The organism is Steroidobacteraceae bacterium (genome assembly GCA_041395505.1).
In the GTDB taxonomy this organism is placed as follows: domain Bacteria; phylum Pseudomonadota; class Gammaproteobacteria; order Steroidobacterales; family Steroidobacteraceae; genus JAWLAG01.
This window is the reverse complement of sequence record JAWLAG010000001.1, coordinates 629,642-644,929: the sequence shown is the minus strand read 5'-3', so window position 1 is coordinate 644,929 and position 15,288 is coordinate 629,642. Positions and strand designations below refer to the sequence as shown.

At 63.5% G+C, this 15,288-nt stretch carries 17 protein-coding genes; 8 read left to right on the top strand and 9 right to left on the bottom strand.

Features of this window, described 5'->3' with window-relative positions:
* The first annotated feature begins 3 nt into the window (after positions 1–3).
* Together R3E77_02985 and R3E77_02980 are read left to right on the top strand one after the other, a co-directional pair.
* On the top strand, positions 4–291 hold the full coding sequence (locus R3E77_02985) for an RNA-binding protein (GenBank protein ID MEZ5498377.1): 288 nt from the start codon (positions 4–6) through the stop codon (positions 289–291).
* Positions 292–302: 11 nt separating this feature from the next.
* Complete coding sequence (locus tag R3E77_02980) at positions 303–1,151, top strand: methyltransferase (protein MEZ5498376.1); 849 nt, start codon at positions 303–305, stop codon at positions 1,149–1,151.
* 9 nt (positions 1,152–1,160) lie between these two features.
* Here the strand turns inward: R3E77_02980 and R3E77_02975 are convergent, their stop codons facing one another.
* Positions 1,161–3,350, bottom strand: coding sequence for an ATP-dependent helicase (locus tag R3E77_02975; protein ID MEZ5498375.1), 2,190 nt, complete (start codon positions 3,348–3,350; stop codon positions 1,161–1,163).
* Here R3E77_02975 and R3E77_02970 point away from each other — a divergent pair.
* Positions 3,349–3,966 (top strand): peroxidase-related enzyme, encoded by a 618-nt coding sequence (locus R3E77_02970; GenBank protein MEZ5498374.1) that lies wholly within the window; start codon positions 3,349–3,351, stop codon positions 3,964–3,966. The two genes, R3E77_02975 and R3E77_02970, sit on opposite strands and share 2 nt — an antisense overlap.
* On the opposite strand, the gene R3E77_02965 is transcribed toward R3E77_02970, so the two are convergent.
* On the bottom strand, positions 3,959–4,993 hold the full coding sequence (locus tag R3E77_02965) for an aldo/keto reductase (protein ID MEZ5498373.1): 1,035 nt from the start codon (positions 4,991–4,993) through the stop codon (positions 3,959–3,961). The genes R3E77_02970 and R3E77_02965 overlap by 8 nt on opposite strands.
* 56 nt (positions 4,994–5,049) lie before the next feature.
* Here R3E77_02965 and R3E77_02960 point away from each other — a divergent pair, with 56 nt between their 5' ends.
* Positions 5,050–5,562, top strand: a complete 513-nt coding sequence (locus tag R3E77_02960) for an NUDIX hydrolase (GenBank protein ID MEZ5498372.1) — start codon at positions 5,050–5,052, stop codon at positions 5,560–5,562.
* A gap of 80 nt (positions 5,563–5,642) precedes the next feature.
* Entirely contained in the window at positions 5,643–5,900 is a 258-nt protein-coding gene (locus R3E77_02955) for a hypothetical protein (protein MEZ5498371.1), read from the top strand.
* A gap of 25 nt (positions 5,901–5,925) precedes the next feature.
* Here R3E77_02955 and R3E77_02950 read toward each other — a convergent pair whose 3' ends face one another.
* Together R3E77_02950 and R3E77_02945 are read right to left on the bottom strand one after the other, a co-directional pair.
* Positions 5,926–6,591 (bottom strand): hypothetical protein, encoded by a 666-nt coding sequence (locus R3E77_02950; protein ID MEZ5498370.1) that lies wholly within the window; start codon positions 6,589–6,591, stop codon positions 5,926–5,928.
* Positions 6,592–6,600: 9 nt separating this feature from the next.
* A complete protein-coding gene (locus tag R3E77_02945; GenBank protein MEZ5498369.1) occupies positions 6,601–7,209 on the bottom strand; it encodes a hypothetical protein in 609 nt (202 codons plus the stop codon).
* Positions 7,210–7,382: 173 nt separating this feature from the next.
* Between R3E77_02945 and R3E77_02940 the strand changes: the two genes are divergently transcribed.
* Positions 7,383–8,717 carry an MFS transporter gene (locus R3E77_02940; protein ID MEZ5498368.1) on the top strand — a complete coding sequence of 445 codons (1,335 nt, stop codon included), beginning with the start codon at positions 7,383–7,385 and terminating at the stop codon, positions 8,715–8,717.
* 12 nt (positions 8,718–8,729) lie between these two features.
* On the opposite strand, the gene R3E77_02935 is transcribed toward R3E77_02940, so the two are convergent.
* Positions 8,730–9,044 carry a helix-turn-helix domain-containing protein gene (locus R3E77_02935; GenBank protein MEZ5498367.1) on the bottom strand — a complete coding sequence of 105 codons (315 nt, stop codon included), beginning with the start codon at positions 9,042–9,044 and terminating at the stop codon, positions 8,730–8,732.
* 159 nt (positions 9,045–9,203) lie between these two features.
* Between R3E77_02935 and R3E77_02930 the strand changes: the two genes are divergently transcribed.
* Positions 9,204–9,680: a cytochrome P460 family protein gene (locus tag R3E77_02930; GenBank protein ID MEZ5498366.1), complete on the top strand. Its 477-nt coding sequence runs from the start codon at positions 9,204–9,206 to the stop codon at positions 9,678–9,680.
* A 9-nt stretch (positions 9,681–9,689) separates the two neighbouring features.
* On the opposite strand, the gene R3E77_02925 is transcribed toward R3E77_02930, so the two are convergent.
* A complete protein-coding gene (locus tag R3E77_02925) occupies positions 9,690–10,376 on the bottom strand; it encodes an HAD family hydrolase (GenBank protein ID MEZ5498365.1) in 687 nt (228 codons plus the stop codon).
* A 44-nt stretch (positions 10,377–10,420) separates the two neighbouring features.
* On the opposite strand from R3E77_02925, the gene R3E77_02920 reads away from it, so the two are divergent.
* Positions 10,421–12,469, top strand: coding sequence for a S9 family peptidase (locus R3E77_02920; GenBank protein ID MEZ5498364.1), 2,049 nt, complete (start codon positions 10,421–10,423; stop codon positions 12,467–12,469).
* Between the two features lie 12 nt (positions 12,470–12,481).
* On the opposite strand, the gene R3E77_02915 is transcribed toward R3E77_02920, so the two are convergent.
* Genes R3E77_02915 through R3E77_02905 form a run of 3 tightly spaced genes read right to left on the bottom strand, consistent with a single transcriptional unit; the run spans position 12,482 to position 15,247 of the window.
* Positions 12,482–13,150 carry a chromophore lyase CpcT/CpeT gene (locus R3E77_02915; protein MEZ5498363.1) on the bottom strand — a complete coding sequence of 223 codons (669 nt, stop codon included), beginning with the start codon at positions 13,148–13,150 and terminating at the stop codon, positions 12,482–12,484.
* The gene (locus R3E77_02910) at positions 13,143–14,171 is read right to left on the bottom strand and encodes a hypothetical protein (GenBank protein ID MEZ5498362.1); all 1,029 of its coding nucleotides are present in this window, start codon (positions 14,169–14,171) and stop codon (positions 13,143–13,145) included. The genes R3E77_02915 and R3E77_02910 overlap by 8 nt, the downstream gene beginning before the upstream one ends.
* The gene (locus R3E77_02905) at positions 14,168–15,247 is read right to left on the bottom strand and encodes a putative zinc-binding metallopeptidase (GenBank protein ID MEZ5498361.1); all 1,080 of its coding nucleotides are present in this window, start codon (positions 15,245–15,247) and stop codon (positions 14,168–14,170) included. The genes R3E77_02910 and R3E77_02905 overlap by 4 nt, the downstream gene beginning before the upstream one ends.
* Positions 15,248–15,288 lie beyond the last annotated feature (41 nt).

Genomic DNA, 15,288 nt, shown 5'->3' with positions numbered 1-15,288 from the left:
CGAATGACGACGATTTATGTAGGCAATCTGCCGTTCTCGGCCACCGATGCCGACGTCAAGGTTCTGTTCGAACGCTATGGCAAGGTCGAATCGGTGAAACTCATCAACGACCGCGAAACCGGCCGGCCGCGCGGCTTCGGATTCGTGGATATGCCGCAAGCCGATGCCCAGGCAGCCATCGATGCGCTCAACGGGCATGAGCTCAATGGCCGGGCCTTGCGGGTCAATGAGGCCCAGCAACGCCCGCCCCGCCCACGCGGCGGTGGCGGCGGCCCGCCTCGCGACCATTGAACTCGCGACCGTTGAACTCGAGCCCGCTCCCTGGTTGCACGAGGCTGGCAGCCGCGCTGCTGACTGGGCTTCTTTGCGCCTGCGCAAGTGCGCCCGTTGCCGACCGGCAGGATGCCGCACTTGCCATCTCGCAGGTGCTTGCCGGCGCGCAGCGCAGCGAAGAGCACCGCGCACGCGATCGTTACCGCCATCCGAAGGAAACCCTGCTTTTCTTTGGCTTGCGACCCGAGATGACCGTGGTCGAGCTGTGGCCAGGTGCCGACGGCTGGTACACCGAGATCCTTGCACCGCTGTTGCGCGAACACGGCCGATTCTATGCGGCGCAGTGGCCGCCCTCCCCTGACAGCAGCTACATCACGACCGGGCTTGCGCGATTTCGCGACAAGCTCGCAAGCGACCCCGGGAGCTATGACCGCGTCATCATCACGACCCTCGGTGATTCGGTCAACGAGATTGCGCCGGCCGGGAGCGCCGACATGGTGCTCACGTTTCGCAACCTGCACAGTTGGATGGGACGCGGTGAGCTCGACGCCGTGGTCGCCGCCGCATTCCGGGCGCTGAAGCCCGGTGGAATCTTCGGCGTGGTCGAACACCGCGGCAACGACGGCCAGCCACAGGACCCGAAGGCCCGCAGCGGCTATGTCAATGAAACATTCGCCGTCGAACGGATCGAAGCCGGCGGCTTCCGCCTGGTCGCGAAATCGGCCATCAACGCCAACGGAGCCGATACCAAGGACTATGAAGCCGGCGTCTGGGCACTGCCGCCGACGCTGCGCATGGGCCAGGCCGATCGCGAACGCATGTTGAAGATCGGCGAGAGCGATCGCTTCACACTGCGATTCGTCAAGCCGGAGAAATAGACCCGCAGCTCACCACATGTCCTTGATGCGTCTGGCCGCATCGACCTGCACCGCCGCCGCCGCGCCTTGCAGGCCGACCTCCGACAGGTGCGAGCCGTGGAAGGCCACTTCGTCGAACGTTTTCAGGAATTTTTCGTTGACGAATCGACTGCGTCCGCCATAGACGTGGCCATCGGCGTTGCGCGGCTGATTGGTGAGCGGAAAACGCAGCGGCGCGATCAGGTGCAGGTCACGGCGCGCCCTGGTCATGCCGACATACAGCAAGCGCCGCTCCTCCTCGATCTGATCGGGCGAGCCGGTCGCGAACTCCGACGGGAAACTGCCGTCGACGACGTTCAGCACGAACACGCTCTCCCACTCCATGCCCTTGGCGGAGTGGATCGTCGAGAGCACCAGGTAGTCGTCGTCGAGGTGCGGCTTGCCGGACAGATCGCTGGTGGCGTTCGGCGGATCGAGCGTGAGTTCGGTTACGAAGCGCTCGCGCGAGGGGTATTGCCCGGCCAGGACTTCGAGCTGATCGAGATCGCCAATGCGCGTGTGGTATTGCTCGTACAGTCGCTCGAGGTGTGGCTGGTACCACTCCCGCACGGCACGTAGCTGCGCCGGCCAGGGGCTCTTGGGGGTCGCGAGCATTTCCATCAGCGCGAGGAGCTTCGGCCAGAGCATGCGCGCCTCGGGCGGCGCCTCGTAGGCCTTGAGCGAGTGCAGGCTGCCATTCGCCGCTTCGAGCAGGTCGACCGCCTTGCGCGCATTGACCGGACCGACGCCCGGCAACAGCTGCATGGTACGCAAGGCCGCCAGCGAATTTCGCAGATTGTCGGCCCAGCGCAGGACCGCCAGGAAATCCTTGACGTGGCTCGCTTCGAGAAACTTGAGTCCGCCGTACTTCACGAAGGGGATCTTTCGTTTGGTCAGCTCAACCTCGAGCAGATCGCTATGGCTCGCGCTTCGAAACAACACGGCCTGGCGGCGCAGCGCCACATTCGCTTCGCGCTGCTTGAGAATCTGCGTGCAGACGTATTCGGCCTGGGCGGCCAGGTCATCGACCGTGACATAGCGCGGCTTCGCCCCATCGCCGCGTATCGACAGCAGGTGCTTGCGAAATTGTCGCGGTGCATCGGACATCAGCGCATTGGCCGCGTCGAGCACCTGCTGCGTCGAGCGATAGTTCTGCGCCAGCGTAACGATCGTGGCTTTCGGCTCGTACTGATCCGGGAAGCCGAGTATGTTCTCGACCTCGGCAGCGCGGAATGAGTAGATCGACTGCGCGTCATCGCCAACCACCGTCACGCCCTGACCGTTTGGGCGCAGCGCGCGCAGGATGTCCGCCTGCAGGCGATTGGTATCCTGGTATTCGTCGACGAGTATGTGATCGAAATGCGAGCCGACATGCTGCGCCAGGCGCGGTTCGCTCATGAGCACGTGCCAGTACAACAGCAGGTCGTCGTAATCGAGAAGCGCGTACTTCTGCTTGCGCTCGACATAGGCGCGAAACAGGCGCGTGAGGTCGTCCTGCCATTGCAGGCACCAGGGAAACTGCCGCTCCAGAACCTCCTGCAGCGGTCGCTGGGTATTCACCCGATACGAATAAATGGCAAGGCAGCTGTCCTTGCGCGGAAATCGTTGCTCTTTGGTGGCAAGGCCCAGCTGTTGGCGCACGTCATCGAGCAGGTCGGCCGCATCGCCGCGATCGGCCACGCTGAATTGCGGATCGAGGCCGATATGCTGCGCGTAATGACGCAACAGGCGGTTGCCGACTGAATGAAATGTCCCGGCCCAGCCCAGGCGCTGCGCAATGGCCTTCGCCTTGTCCCCCAGGGTATCGTTCAACGCGGTCTTGACGATGTCATGCGCACGTCGGCGCATCTCGAGCGCGGCGCGGCGGGTGAAGGTCAACATCAGGATTCGCGCCGGATCCACGCCGTGCAGCACCAGGTGTGCCACGCGGAAGGCCAGCGTGTTGGTCTTGCCGGTACCGGCGCCGGCGATGATCAGCAGCGGGCCGGCACTGAACTCCCTGTCGCTTACGGCTTCGCCGTGTGTGACCGCCTGGCGTTGCGGGCCATTCAGTTGTGTCAGATGGGCGGAGACCGACATGAGCGGCGATGATACCGAGATCTGGCGATCGAGTCGCGCCGGTTGCCGCTGCCCGGCGATTGCGCAATGATCACCGGCCTGTCCATGTTGCGAGGCGATCATGACCACCGGACGCCGCTATCAACCGCGTCGACTTACAGCGCTCGGGTTGCGGCCGAAATCAAGGCGCGCACTGCCTGCGGATCTGGCCAAGTATTTCCGTATCTGCGAGGAGAAGATTGGCTTCCTGCCGAATGTGCTGGCCGCATACAGTTTCGACACCGTGAAATTGCGCGCCTTCATCGACATGTACAACGACTTGATGTTCGCGAAATCAGGCCTGAGCGAGCTCGAAAGGGAGATGATCGCGGTGGTGGTGTCGTCGGCAAACCATTGCTACTACTGCCTGGTGGCGCACGGCCAGGCAGTGCGCGAGCTCTCGGGCGACCCCGAGCTCGGCGAGCTGCTGGTGATGAACTACCGCGCCGCCAACCTGACGCCGCGCCAGCGGACGATGCTCGACTTCGCCGACCGGCTGACTCGCCAGCCTGCCGAATGCGATGCCAGCGAGCGCCGCAAATTACTGCGAGCGGGATTTCGCAAGCGCGACATCTGGGACATTGCCGCCGTGGCGTCGTTTTTCAACATGACCAACCGCCTGGCGACAGCGACCGAAATGATGCCGAACCCCGAGTACCACGGACGCTCGCGCCAGCGGGGCGCAGCCAGGGTCACCTGAGTCGGTCGATTTCGCTGCCGTGCATCATGCCGCGCAGGCGTGGCGAAGCCAGCAGTGATTGCGGATAGTGCGGTGCTGGCGCGCTGGAGCCATCGAGCGCAGCAAGCTGCTCACTGCTCAAGGTGAACTCGGCGGACTGCATGATGTCGCGCAGCTGCTCGAGCGTGCGCGCCCCGATGATCGGCAAGACATTGCCGGGCCGCTGCATGAGCCAGCGCAATGCAACCTGCGCACTGCTGCGACCGCACTCGCGCGCGACCTGGGCAACGGCTGCGGCTATCGCGAAATTGCGATCGCTGTAGAGACTGCCCCAGCTCGCGGTCTGCAGCCGCCCGGACTGCTTGGCACGCACGGCCGGATCGGCGCTGTACTTGCCGGACAGGAAGCCGCCGGCGAGCGGACTCCAGGCCGTGATCGTCATGCCATATTGGGCCGCACAGGGCAGCAGCTCGTGCTCGACATTGCGTTCGACGAGGCTGTACTGGACCTGCAGTGCGACCGGGACGCTCAGATTGCGCAGCAAGGCCTGCTCGCTCGCTCGAGCCACCACCCAGGCGGGGTAGTTCGAAAACCCGATGCTGAGCACCTTGCCCTGGCGCACGACATCGTCGAGCGCGCGCAGCAATTCCTCGATTCCGGTCAGTGAATCCCACATGTGCACCCACAGCAGGTCGATGTAATCCGTCTGCAACCGCCGCAGGCTGTTGTGCAGCGACAGGTGCAGGCTCTTGCGCGAGCTGCCGCCGGCGTTGATGTTGCCGGCATCGCCGCTCATGGTGAACTTGGTGGCGAGGACGATGCGCGACCGCGACGCCCCGATGAACCGGCCAAGGTAGGTCTCGCTGCTGCCCGCGTTGTGGAGGTTGGCGGTATCGATGAAGTTTCCGCCCTGCTCGAGGTAGTAGTCGAACATCGAGCGGCTGGCCGCCTCTTCTGCGCCAAACCCGAACTCCGTTCCGAAGGTCATCGTACCCAGCGAGAGTTCCGATACCTTGATGCCCGTTCTTCCGAGCAGTCGATATTGCATGACAGCGCCTCCCCTGTTGCGGCATTGTTGCACGCTGGTACAGCGGGCAGGCAACCATGCTAATAGAGTCGCACAACCGTTTCAGGGGTTCTGTAATTTCGGTCAATGTCGAGACCGTGCGCCTGCCGAATGGCAGCCAGTGCGACCTCGAGATCGTGCATCACCCGGGCGGTGCAGCCGTTCTGGCCGAAGATGAACACCAGCGGTTTTGCATGCTGCGTCAATTCCGCCATGCAGCGGGCGGTTGGATCTGGGAATTGCCGGCCGGCAAACTCGAAATCGACGAACCGCCGCAGGAGACCGCCAGGCGTGAGTTGATCGAGGAAGGCGGAGTCAAGGCACGCAGCTGGCGCGAACTCGGCACGGTATTGAGTTCACCCGGCGTTTTCACCGAGGTTGTCCATCTCTATCACGCCTGCGACCTGGCGCCCGCCGACATCGCACCCGAGCCGAATGAAGTCTTCGAGGTACATTGGCTCGCTCGCTCGCGCCTGCAGGCGATGATTGTCAGAGGCGAGATCAACGACAGCAAAACCTGCGTTGCCTGGCTGCGTTATCTGCTTACGTGAGCGCCGTCACGCTTTGCCGCGTTCCGCTCGGCTAGACTGTCTATAGCCCGCAACTGCGTGCAACGCAGGTCTGACCAAGAATGAGTAAAAAACCCGGGTCCGCCCTCGACAACGCCGAACTCGAAATCGCCTCGGACAAGGGCGATCGTGGCTGGGCGCCGTCCCTGTCGAGCACCAGCCAGAGTGGTTTCGATCCCTATGCGCGCGTCGGCACCGCTGGCCGCGTCGATGCCGGCCAAACGGTCCGGCCAGGCCGGCGGGATCTCAAGAAGCTCGGCGAGTGGATCAAGTTGCAGCGGCAGATGGCGGAACGCGCCAATCAACCCGACGAAGAGTAGAACCTGGCCCACTGTCCCGTCGATTCTAACCCGCGGCAACAGCGACCTCGCGCCGGATGAATTCCCGCTTGCGCTGGTTGGTCAGGCGGTAGAACCTGCGCAACTGCGCGATGAGCGCAGCCGCGGTAGAGCGGGTCGGGCGCTCGGCCTGACGCGCCACGTGCTGGCAGAAGCGCGCCGCCCAGCGGCTCGCCTGGCGGTAGAGGTCGGTCCTCTCGAGCGCCATGTCTTCATCGACCCGCGCCTGCTGGAAGAGTAGCCGGTGCAATTCGTGCGGGAAGCGCTCGGGCTGCTGGGCACGCATCAGCCACAGGCTGGCAACGTATTTGTCGACTTCTGCCTGCAGTTCGAGTTCGAGCAAAGTCACTGGCCGATCGTGACGCGCACTCCATTCTATATAGGCAAAGTGGCTGACGCCTTCGAGCGCGGTCAGACAATCCTGCACGTTGCGCGAGCAGAGCATGTCGATAGGATTGTCACGACCAAGGCGCTCGAGCACTGCTGCATCGAGAAACAAGCCGACGCCGAGCTGTGCGCCGTCATCGTCCAGGATCAACTGCTCATCGACCGGCCCGACTCGCGCTCCCTCGGGCAGCAGCGCCGGATCGGTGATCAGGAAGTCATAGATATTGCGGCCGGCCGGCAGATCGTAGATCGCGGCCAGGAGTTGCTGCATCTGGCGCAGGACCACGGCACAACCTCAGTGGGCGAATCGGCTGCGAGCTGACTCTGCCGGCACGACGCCGAGCCGGCCGAGCAGGCTTTGCGCTCGCGTGCTGCCTGTCTTGAGCCACACTTCGTAGAGGCGCAACACGTCCTGATCCGAAAACTGGCGCGCGCTATCGCTGATTTCGTTCAGAGCGTCGACGAGCCGCTGGAATTTGGCAGCCAGTTCGGCGAACACATCGCGCAGCGCGGCGGCGCTTGGGCCATCGATATTCTGCGCGAGCGTGGCATACGCATGACCGCCCATGGAAATGTGATAGTCGATATCGACGAGCTTGCGGGCAAAGCCGTGCGCGAAGAAGCCGGCCATGAACAGTGACACATCGCCGAGGCGCTGTAGGCCGCGAAATTTTTCCTGTCGCGTCTGCGCCTCGAGCGCCTGGGTCAACATCACCACCAGCGGCGGAATTCGTGGTCCGTCCGATCCTTCGACAAACAGTGCTTCGCTACGTGCGAACAGCGTCAGCAGATTGACCAGGTAGTACTCGGTGTGGTCCTGCACATCGACATGCTGATTCTGCAGTGCCGAATGCACGGCATCGCGAAAGTATTCCTGCAGATTTGGAACCCTCTTGACGGTCATAGGGTCGACGCCTCCTGCAATGAAGTCATCGGCAGTTGAGCGCGTCGTCTGCACCCGGTCTGTGACCCGGGCAGCAATTTCCGGCCATGAAAGCGGCGCCATGTGTGAAGATTGCGGCCTGGTTCAACAAAAACGATTGGCAGTGCCGGCATGCGAGTGCCGGGCGATGGCGCATGAGTGACGCTCCCACACGACGCTGGCTCGATCTCACTTCCTACCAGTGGCTGGTGCTGATTGCTGCCTGGGCCGGCTGGGGCTTCGACGTTTTCGACGCGCTGCTTTTCAACTTCGTGGCACCGAACTGCATACCGGCGCTGCTGCAACTGCCCGCCGGATCGCCAGCGGCCCGTGAAGCAACGGTTTTCTGGACTGGTTTGCTCTCGGCACTGCTGTTGGTCGGATGGGCGGGCGGTGGCGTACTGTTCGGCTGGGTTGCCGATCGTCATGGCCGGCAGCGCGCGCTGCTGATCACCATCGCTCTTTATGCCCTGGGGACCACCTTGTGCGCCGCCGCGACCGATATCACACAGCTGGTGGTCTTCCGCGCGCTGGCGAGCCTCGGCATCGGTGGCGAGTGGGCTGTCGGCGCCATCCTGGTCGCGGAGACCGTACCGGAGTCGCGCAGGGTCGAGGCCGGCACACTGCTGCAGACCGCATCGCCACTTGGCATCGTGCTCGCGAGCGTCGTCAACTACCAGGTCGCGGGCGTGTGGTTTGCCGACCAACCGCAGCAATCATGGCGCTACGTTTTCCTCTGCGGACTCGCGCCCGTGCTCCTGGTGCTGCTGATCCGCAGCTTCGTGCGCGAAAGCGAGCACTGGCGGCGTCAACGGAGCGCGCCGCGAGCCTCCTTCGCCCAGCTGTTCGCCCCGGGCATGCGCCGGGCGACACTGTGTGGATTCGCGCTGTCGATTTCCGGCCTGCTGACCTGGTGGGCCTGCAATGCGTTCCTGCCGCTGCTCGGCGCGACGCTCGCCGGCGAATACGCGGCGGCCCATCAACTGGATGCGACCGCGGCCCGCCTGCTCGCCGAGAGCTGGAAGGCGAGCGCATCCAATGCGTTCAATTTCGGCGGCCTGATCGGCACGTTCGCCGCCATTCCGCTCGCCAAGCTCTTCGGCCGGCGGCCGATGTACATGCTTTATTTCGGTTTCTCGGCGCTTGCTCTGCTCGCTGCCTTCGGCCTTGATATTTCAGCGCCGGTGCGGATGAAGCTGCTCTTCGGTGTCGGCGCCGGAGTCTACGGAATATTCAGCACCTATGTGTTCTACCTGCCGGAGTTGTTTCCTACGCGGTTGCGCGGCATCGGCAGTGGCTTTGTCTATAACGTCGGGCGGGTTGTTGCGGCCGCAGGTCCGTTGGTCGTTGGCGCAGTGGCAGCGCGTGCCGGTGGCGCGAGCGCTGTGCTGCTCGACACCCTGCAATGGGTCGCGCTGATTCCGCTCGCAATGCTCCTGCTCTCGCCCTTCATCGTGATCGAAACGCGCGGCCGGGCCTTGCCGGACTGATAGCCGTTGATTTCAGCCGCGCCTGCGCAGCGGTTTCGCCGCCAATGCGCGGCGCGGAAAGTCACGCTCGAGTTCCTCGATCGCATCCAGGAGTCCGCGAAAGCGGACGCCCAGATCTGTCAGGTGGTACTCGACGCGCGGCGGTACTTCGGCGAATGCCTGACGCTCGAGAACACCGAAGCGCACCAATTTGCGGAGTCTTTCGTTCAGGACCTTCGTGCTGAGGCCAACAACACTGCGCTGCATTGCGCCAGGACGATTGATACCGCGGCTGACCAGGTCGAGCACGCATAACGACCACTTGCAACCGACCACATCTTCCACCATGCGAGCCACAGGGGAAGGATCGGTTGCCTTAATTTTTTTCTGGGACGACATCAAGTTGCACCGGAAAGTACGTACCGCACCGTTGCGCGCGGACTATTGCGGTTGCAGGGGCGCGACTACGCTTGCCGTTCCATCCTAGCATCATCGAGGTACAAGCCCATGAACAAATACCTGTGGACAGCGGCATTGCTCGTTGCGACGGCCAGCCTCGCCGGCAGCGGCACCGAGGTGCCCTACCCGGCCGACTATCGCAGTTGGCGCCATATCAAGAGCATGGTTATCGAAGAAGGCCATCCGCTCTATTCGAGTTTCGGCGGTATTCACCATCTGTACGCAAATACAAAAGCCGTGGCCGGCTATCGCAGCGGACACTTCGCCGATGGCGCGGTTATCGTTTTCGATCTTTTGGACGCGCACGAGCAAGGCGGCGCAATCGTCGAGGGCGACCGTAAGGTGCTGGGGGTTATGCACCGGAATCGCGCGCGCTACGCCGCAACCGGCGGTTGGGGTTTCGAGGGTTTTGCGCAGGGTGCGCGTGATCGACGCGTCGTCGCGGACAATGCCGCACAAGCCTGCTTTGGCTGCCATGCCGCACAAAGCAAGACGAACTATCTCTTCAGCGCGATTCGTGACTGACGCTCGTTGTCACAACAGCAGGTCCGCGAGTTCATCGAGGTCGCGGACCTGCAGATCGGGCGGAACCAGCTCCTCCGGCCAGCGCTTGTCCAGTCGATTGATCCATACCGCGCGCATGCCGGCCGCGCGGGCGCCTACCACATCGACCATCGGCTCATCGCCAACATAGGCGATACGCGCGGGTTCAATGCCAAGCCGGTTCGCTGCCGCGAGAAATGCTTCGGCATCGGGCTTCGCGGCGCCCACATCGCGCGCCGTCAGGACCTGCTCGAAGTACCCGGCGAGTCCGATCGCTTCGAGGTCGGCATTACCGTTGGTCAATGTCGCAAGGCGCATCCGGCCATGCAGTCGCGGCAGGGCGAGGTGGACATCGGTGTAGATCTCCACACGTTGGCGTTCGGCGAGGAAGACGGCGAAAGCGGCCGCGGCGAGATCGGCGCCATAGCCGCATTCGACAGCCAGCCGGCGCAAGGATTCGCTGCGCAACCAGGTCACATCATGCGCATGTCGCGGATTTGCCCGCGCGAGCTGCAGACGCTGATCGCGCTGCGCGGCGAGTGGATAACGCGCGGCCAGGCGCGGCATATTCGCGAGCAGCCAGTCCTGCAGGCATTGCTCGGCCCGCTCGAGCACCGGCCAGGCGTCCCAGAAGGTGTTGTCGAGATCGAAACAGATGGCCCGTAACTCGCCGCGCATACGCTAGCGTAAACTATCGGCAATACGAATCCGGGAGATTGACCATGCGTATCCAGCCGAGCCATGTCCTGATGGTGCTGAGCGCGGCCGCGGGCGTGTCAGCCGCCGGCGCCGCGGGCCGCGCCTTTACCGCAGCCGACCTGGTCGGCCTTGCGCGCATCAGCGATCCGCAGCTGTCGGCCGACGGACGCTGGCTGGCCTATGTCGTGAGCGAACTCGACCAGGCGGCCAACAAGCGGCGCTCCGATATCTGGCTGCAGGACCTCACGCAGAAATCCGCGCCGGCGCGGCGCCTTACGGCCGACCCGGCCAACGACACGAGCCCGCGCTGGGCGGCGGATGGCAATTATCTGTATTTCCTCTCGGCGCGCTCTGGCAGCACGCAGCTGTGGCGAATCTCCCCGAGGGGAGGCGAAGCGCAGGCAGTGTCCTCGCTGCCGGTCGATGTCGGCACCTTCAAACTGGCGCCGGTCGGTTCGCGGGTGGTGATGAGCCTCGATGTGTATCCCGACTGCGCCGACCTCGCTTGCACCGCGGAGCGCAGCAAACAAGACACGGCGAAGCAAGCGACCGGCGAGATACACGATCAGCTGTTCGTGCGCCACTGGGACAGTTGGGATGACGGCAAGCGCTCGCAGCTCTTCGGCGCGGTGATTGGCGCGGATGGGAGACTCTCGCAGCCGGTTGCTTTGTCTGCCGCCGTGGCGGCCAACGTGCCATCGCGCCCTTTCGGCGGCGATGAGGAATACACGCTGTCGAATGACGGCGAACGTGTCATATTCAGCGCGCGGCTCGCGAATGCCAGCGAGGCCTGGTCGACCAACTTCGATCTCTACGAGGTCGACGCCGCCGGCGGCGGGGCGCCCCGCAATCTCACCGCCGACAATCCTGCCTGGGACAGCGAACCCGTGTACCTTGCCAATGGCGATCTCGCCTACCTGGCAATGCGCCGGCCCGGATTCGAGTCAGACCGGTTCGGTATCATGCTGCGCGAGCGCAGCGGCAAGACGCGTGAAGTCGCGCCGCAATGGGATCGTTCCGTATCGACACTCGCCCGTGGCACCGATGGCAAGAGCCTGCTCGCCGTCGCCGACGACCTGGGGCAACATCGCCTGTTCAAGGTCGACATCGGCAGCGGCAAGGTCACCGCGCTCACCGGTGACGGCCAGGTCGGCGGCTTCACGGCGGGTCCGCGTGGCATCATCGTGACCCAGGGCTCACTCGTGCATCCGGCCGACCTCTATTGGCTCGGCCGGGGGCCGGCGACGCGGCTGAGCACGGTCAATGACGATCGCCTCGCCGGTATTTCGCTCGGGGCTGCCGAGCCGTTCACTTTCAGCGGCTGGAACAACGAGACTGTTCATGGCTATGTCGTCAGGCCCCATGGCTATACCGAGGGCAAGCGCTTCCCGGTCGCTTTCGTCGTTCACGGTGGCCCGCAGGGGAGTTTTCAGAACATCTGGAACGATCGCTGGAATGCACAGGTTTTCGCTGGTGGCGGCTATGGCGTGGTGATGATCGACTTTCACGGCTCGACGGGCTACGGCCAGGCATTCACCGATTCGATCAGCGGTGACTGGGGTGACAAGCCTCTAGAGGATCTGCAAAAAGGCCTGGCGGCAGCGCTCGAGCGCTTCGTGTGGCTCGATGGTGATCAAGTCTGCTCGCTCGGCGCCTCGTATGGCGGTTTCATGCAGAACTGGATCGCGGGCAAGTGGCCGGATCGATTTCGCTGCATCGTCAATCACGCCGGAATTTTCGACCAGCGCAGCATGTACTACAGCACCGAGGAACTGTGGTTTCCGGAATGGGAGAACGGTGGGCCGTACTTCGCGGTCCCCGGCAACTACGAAAAATACAACCCCGCCAGTCTCGTCGAAAACTGGCGCACGCCCATGCTGGTATCACACGGCCGCAACGACTATCGCGTGCCCTATACCCAGGGTCTCGCGACCTTCACGGCCTTGCAGCGACGGGGCATCGAGAGCCGTCTCCTGTTCTTCCCGGATGAGAACCACTGGGTCTTGAAGCCCGCGAACAGCGTGCAGTGGTACGGTGAGGTGCTCGCCTGGCTCGATCGCCATCTCAAATGAATACCGCCCGCGCTAGCGGGCGTGCATTTTCTGGAAGCGGAAGAACGGGTCGTTCGGATCACCGGCGACCAACCTGCCCGCCGCATCGAAACTGATCTCGCCGAGCGCGAGTTCATCGACGCCAAGCTCAGCACGCTGCTCGACCAACATCGTTTCGCCCGTGCTCGATGAAGTTGCGCGACAGCGTTTGCGGTCGTTCTCGCCGACGAACAGCTCGTCGCGCCGCTGCCACTCGAGCTCGCAACCCGACAGGGGTTCGAAGTCGGTGTCGATGAGCGCCTTGAACATGTCGGGGTTCGACGCGGCGCCGCGCCATCGGCCCGGGTCGGTGAACCGGTACTGAGATTGCACGATGCGTCCATCGTCGGCCACGTCGAAGGAGACGATGCGCTCGCCCACCATGCGCTCGGGATTGTCCGCCGACAGCTCGCGCTCGAAATACACATTGCGGCCGATGCGCGGTGCGTAAATGCGTTGAATGTGCAGGACGATGTGCTCGCGGCGCTTAGCGCTGCCCTGCGCCTCGAACTGGGCGCGATTGTCATACTGGCCCGGATACCAGGTGAGCAATTGCGCGAGCTGCTCGCGACCGAGCTCCTGCTGATTGGCGCAGCCGGCGGCAAGCGCACCGGCAAGACCTAGTGTCAATACGCGCAACGCGCGCCGGGCGATGTCAGACATTGCGCCATTCTGCCTTGTATGAGAGTCCGAGAGAAAGGATCTTGTCGAGCAGATCCTTGTAGCGGGTACCAATTGCCAGCGCCGACTGGGCGAAATCCTCGTCAGCCTCGAGGTTCGGATTGGCATTGGCTTCGAGTACATAGATCTGGCCATCGCGATCGAGCCGGAAATCCATGCGCGCATAACCCGACAGACCAAGGGCTCGATAGATACGCCGGCTGGTGCGCGCGAGCCGGTCCTCCACTGCTGCGGGCAGATCCGCCGCGGCGTGAGTCGTGATGCCGTATTTGCTCTGGTAACGCTTGTCCCATTTCACCTTGCGCGTTGCGATCGCCGGCAGTGCCTGGGGAAGCGATCCGAAAACCATCTCCCACACCGGCAGGCAGGTCAGGCGTTCGTTGCCGATCACACCGACATAAAGTTCGCGCCCCTCGATGTATTGCTCGACGATCGCATCCGAACCGATCTGCTCGTGCACGAACTGCACGCGCTCGCGCAGCTCCGCCGCACTCTCCACCACCGAGGCCTGGGCGATGCCGAGCGATGCATCGTCCTGGATCGATTTGACGAACAGCGGGAACTTGACACGCTTCGGCACCGTGACGCGCTGGCCGCGCCGGTAGACCGCGAACTGCGGCGAGGAAATGCGGTGATAGGCGAACAGCTGCTTGCACAGGAACTTGTCCCTCGACAGCAGCAATCCGCGGGGATTGCAGCCCGTGTAGGGTTGGCGCATCAGCTCGAGGAAACCGACGACGTGCTGGTCGTAGGTGACGATGCCGTCGAATTCCTCCAGCAGGTTGAAAACTATCTCGGGCTTTTCGTCCTGGATTGCGCTACGAAGCTCGGTGAGGCTGTCGGCGACACCCAGGCAGCGGACTTCGTGACCGGCCGCCTTGAGGGTGGAAATGACATCGTACTCGGTACGCCACTCGCTGATTTCCTTGTCGGAGTAACCGTCGAGGCTGTCAGGAGGCACGAGGCTCGAGTGTACGACTACGAGCACGCGCAGCCGCTTCATAAAGTCACGGAGTAACTCTCGCCTCGCGAATAAATGACCACCAGACGCCGCAGTATGGCCGCGGCGACCTGCCGCGCCTCGCGTTGCGAACCATCGACACACAAGCGTAATTCGTCGCTGCGCTCGATTGCCGTGCGCAGTATCTGCCGGACAGTATAGCGCGGCACGCCGGTTTCGTCGGCAATCCGCCGCGTGAGTGACGCGCGGGCGCTGCGCAACAACGCTGCCGTACGCTGGCGTGCGTCGCCCTCGACTGCAACTGCGAAGTTGTCGCGCAGCAGATCATCGATCGCCTGTGCGCGAAAAAAGCGATAACGCGCCTGCTTGCGACGATAATGCGAGCGCAACGTGCGCCGGTCACTCGCGAAACTGTCGATTGTCTCGTCGCTGTGCACAGCGGGACTGCGCCCCGCCAAGGCGCTCATCAACTCCTGCATCAACTCGAGCTTTTCGATCGCTGGCCAGTCGGCGTACTGGCTGCGCCAACGCGAACGCGGCTGCAGCCAGACTGCAAAGGTCTCGGCGAAATCCTCGGTCGGATGCGCCTGGGCGTACCAGTCACCCAGATGCTGCACGTAGCGGCGGCTGCCCGGCCTCGCGCGATAACGGTCCGGATACGGACGACTTGCGGGTCCGAACACGTCGCGACAACGACGGCGCCGGCGCAACCGGAAGGCATTGTCGATGGCATGACCGGTCTCGTGGCGCAGGATGCGCATGAGCCAGCTGCCATTGCCGCCTTCGACTTCGCCCATCATGCGGCGCTCGAGCCGGGCGAGTCGCGGATGAGCCAGATAAAACGGCACCGCGAAGCCCACGATGCCATCCGGTGTGAACCACTCGTCCGCGATCCAGATGCGTGGCTGCACACGCAATCCCCGCGATGTGAGCTCGGAGCGCAACCGCCTGATCGCGTGCGCGAGACGGCCCGTGCGCAGGGACAAGGGCAGATCGCAGAAACGAAGATCGAGCAGCTCGTCGTCGGACAAACGCGACAGCGCCTGGCGCGTCAGCGGCCGTGCGTCGTCTTGCCCTCGCCTCGCTCGGCGCGAGTGCTGTCGTGTCGTTTCAGCCATGTCAATGATCACCGCCATGCTCGGGCCACATCTGCCGCATG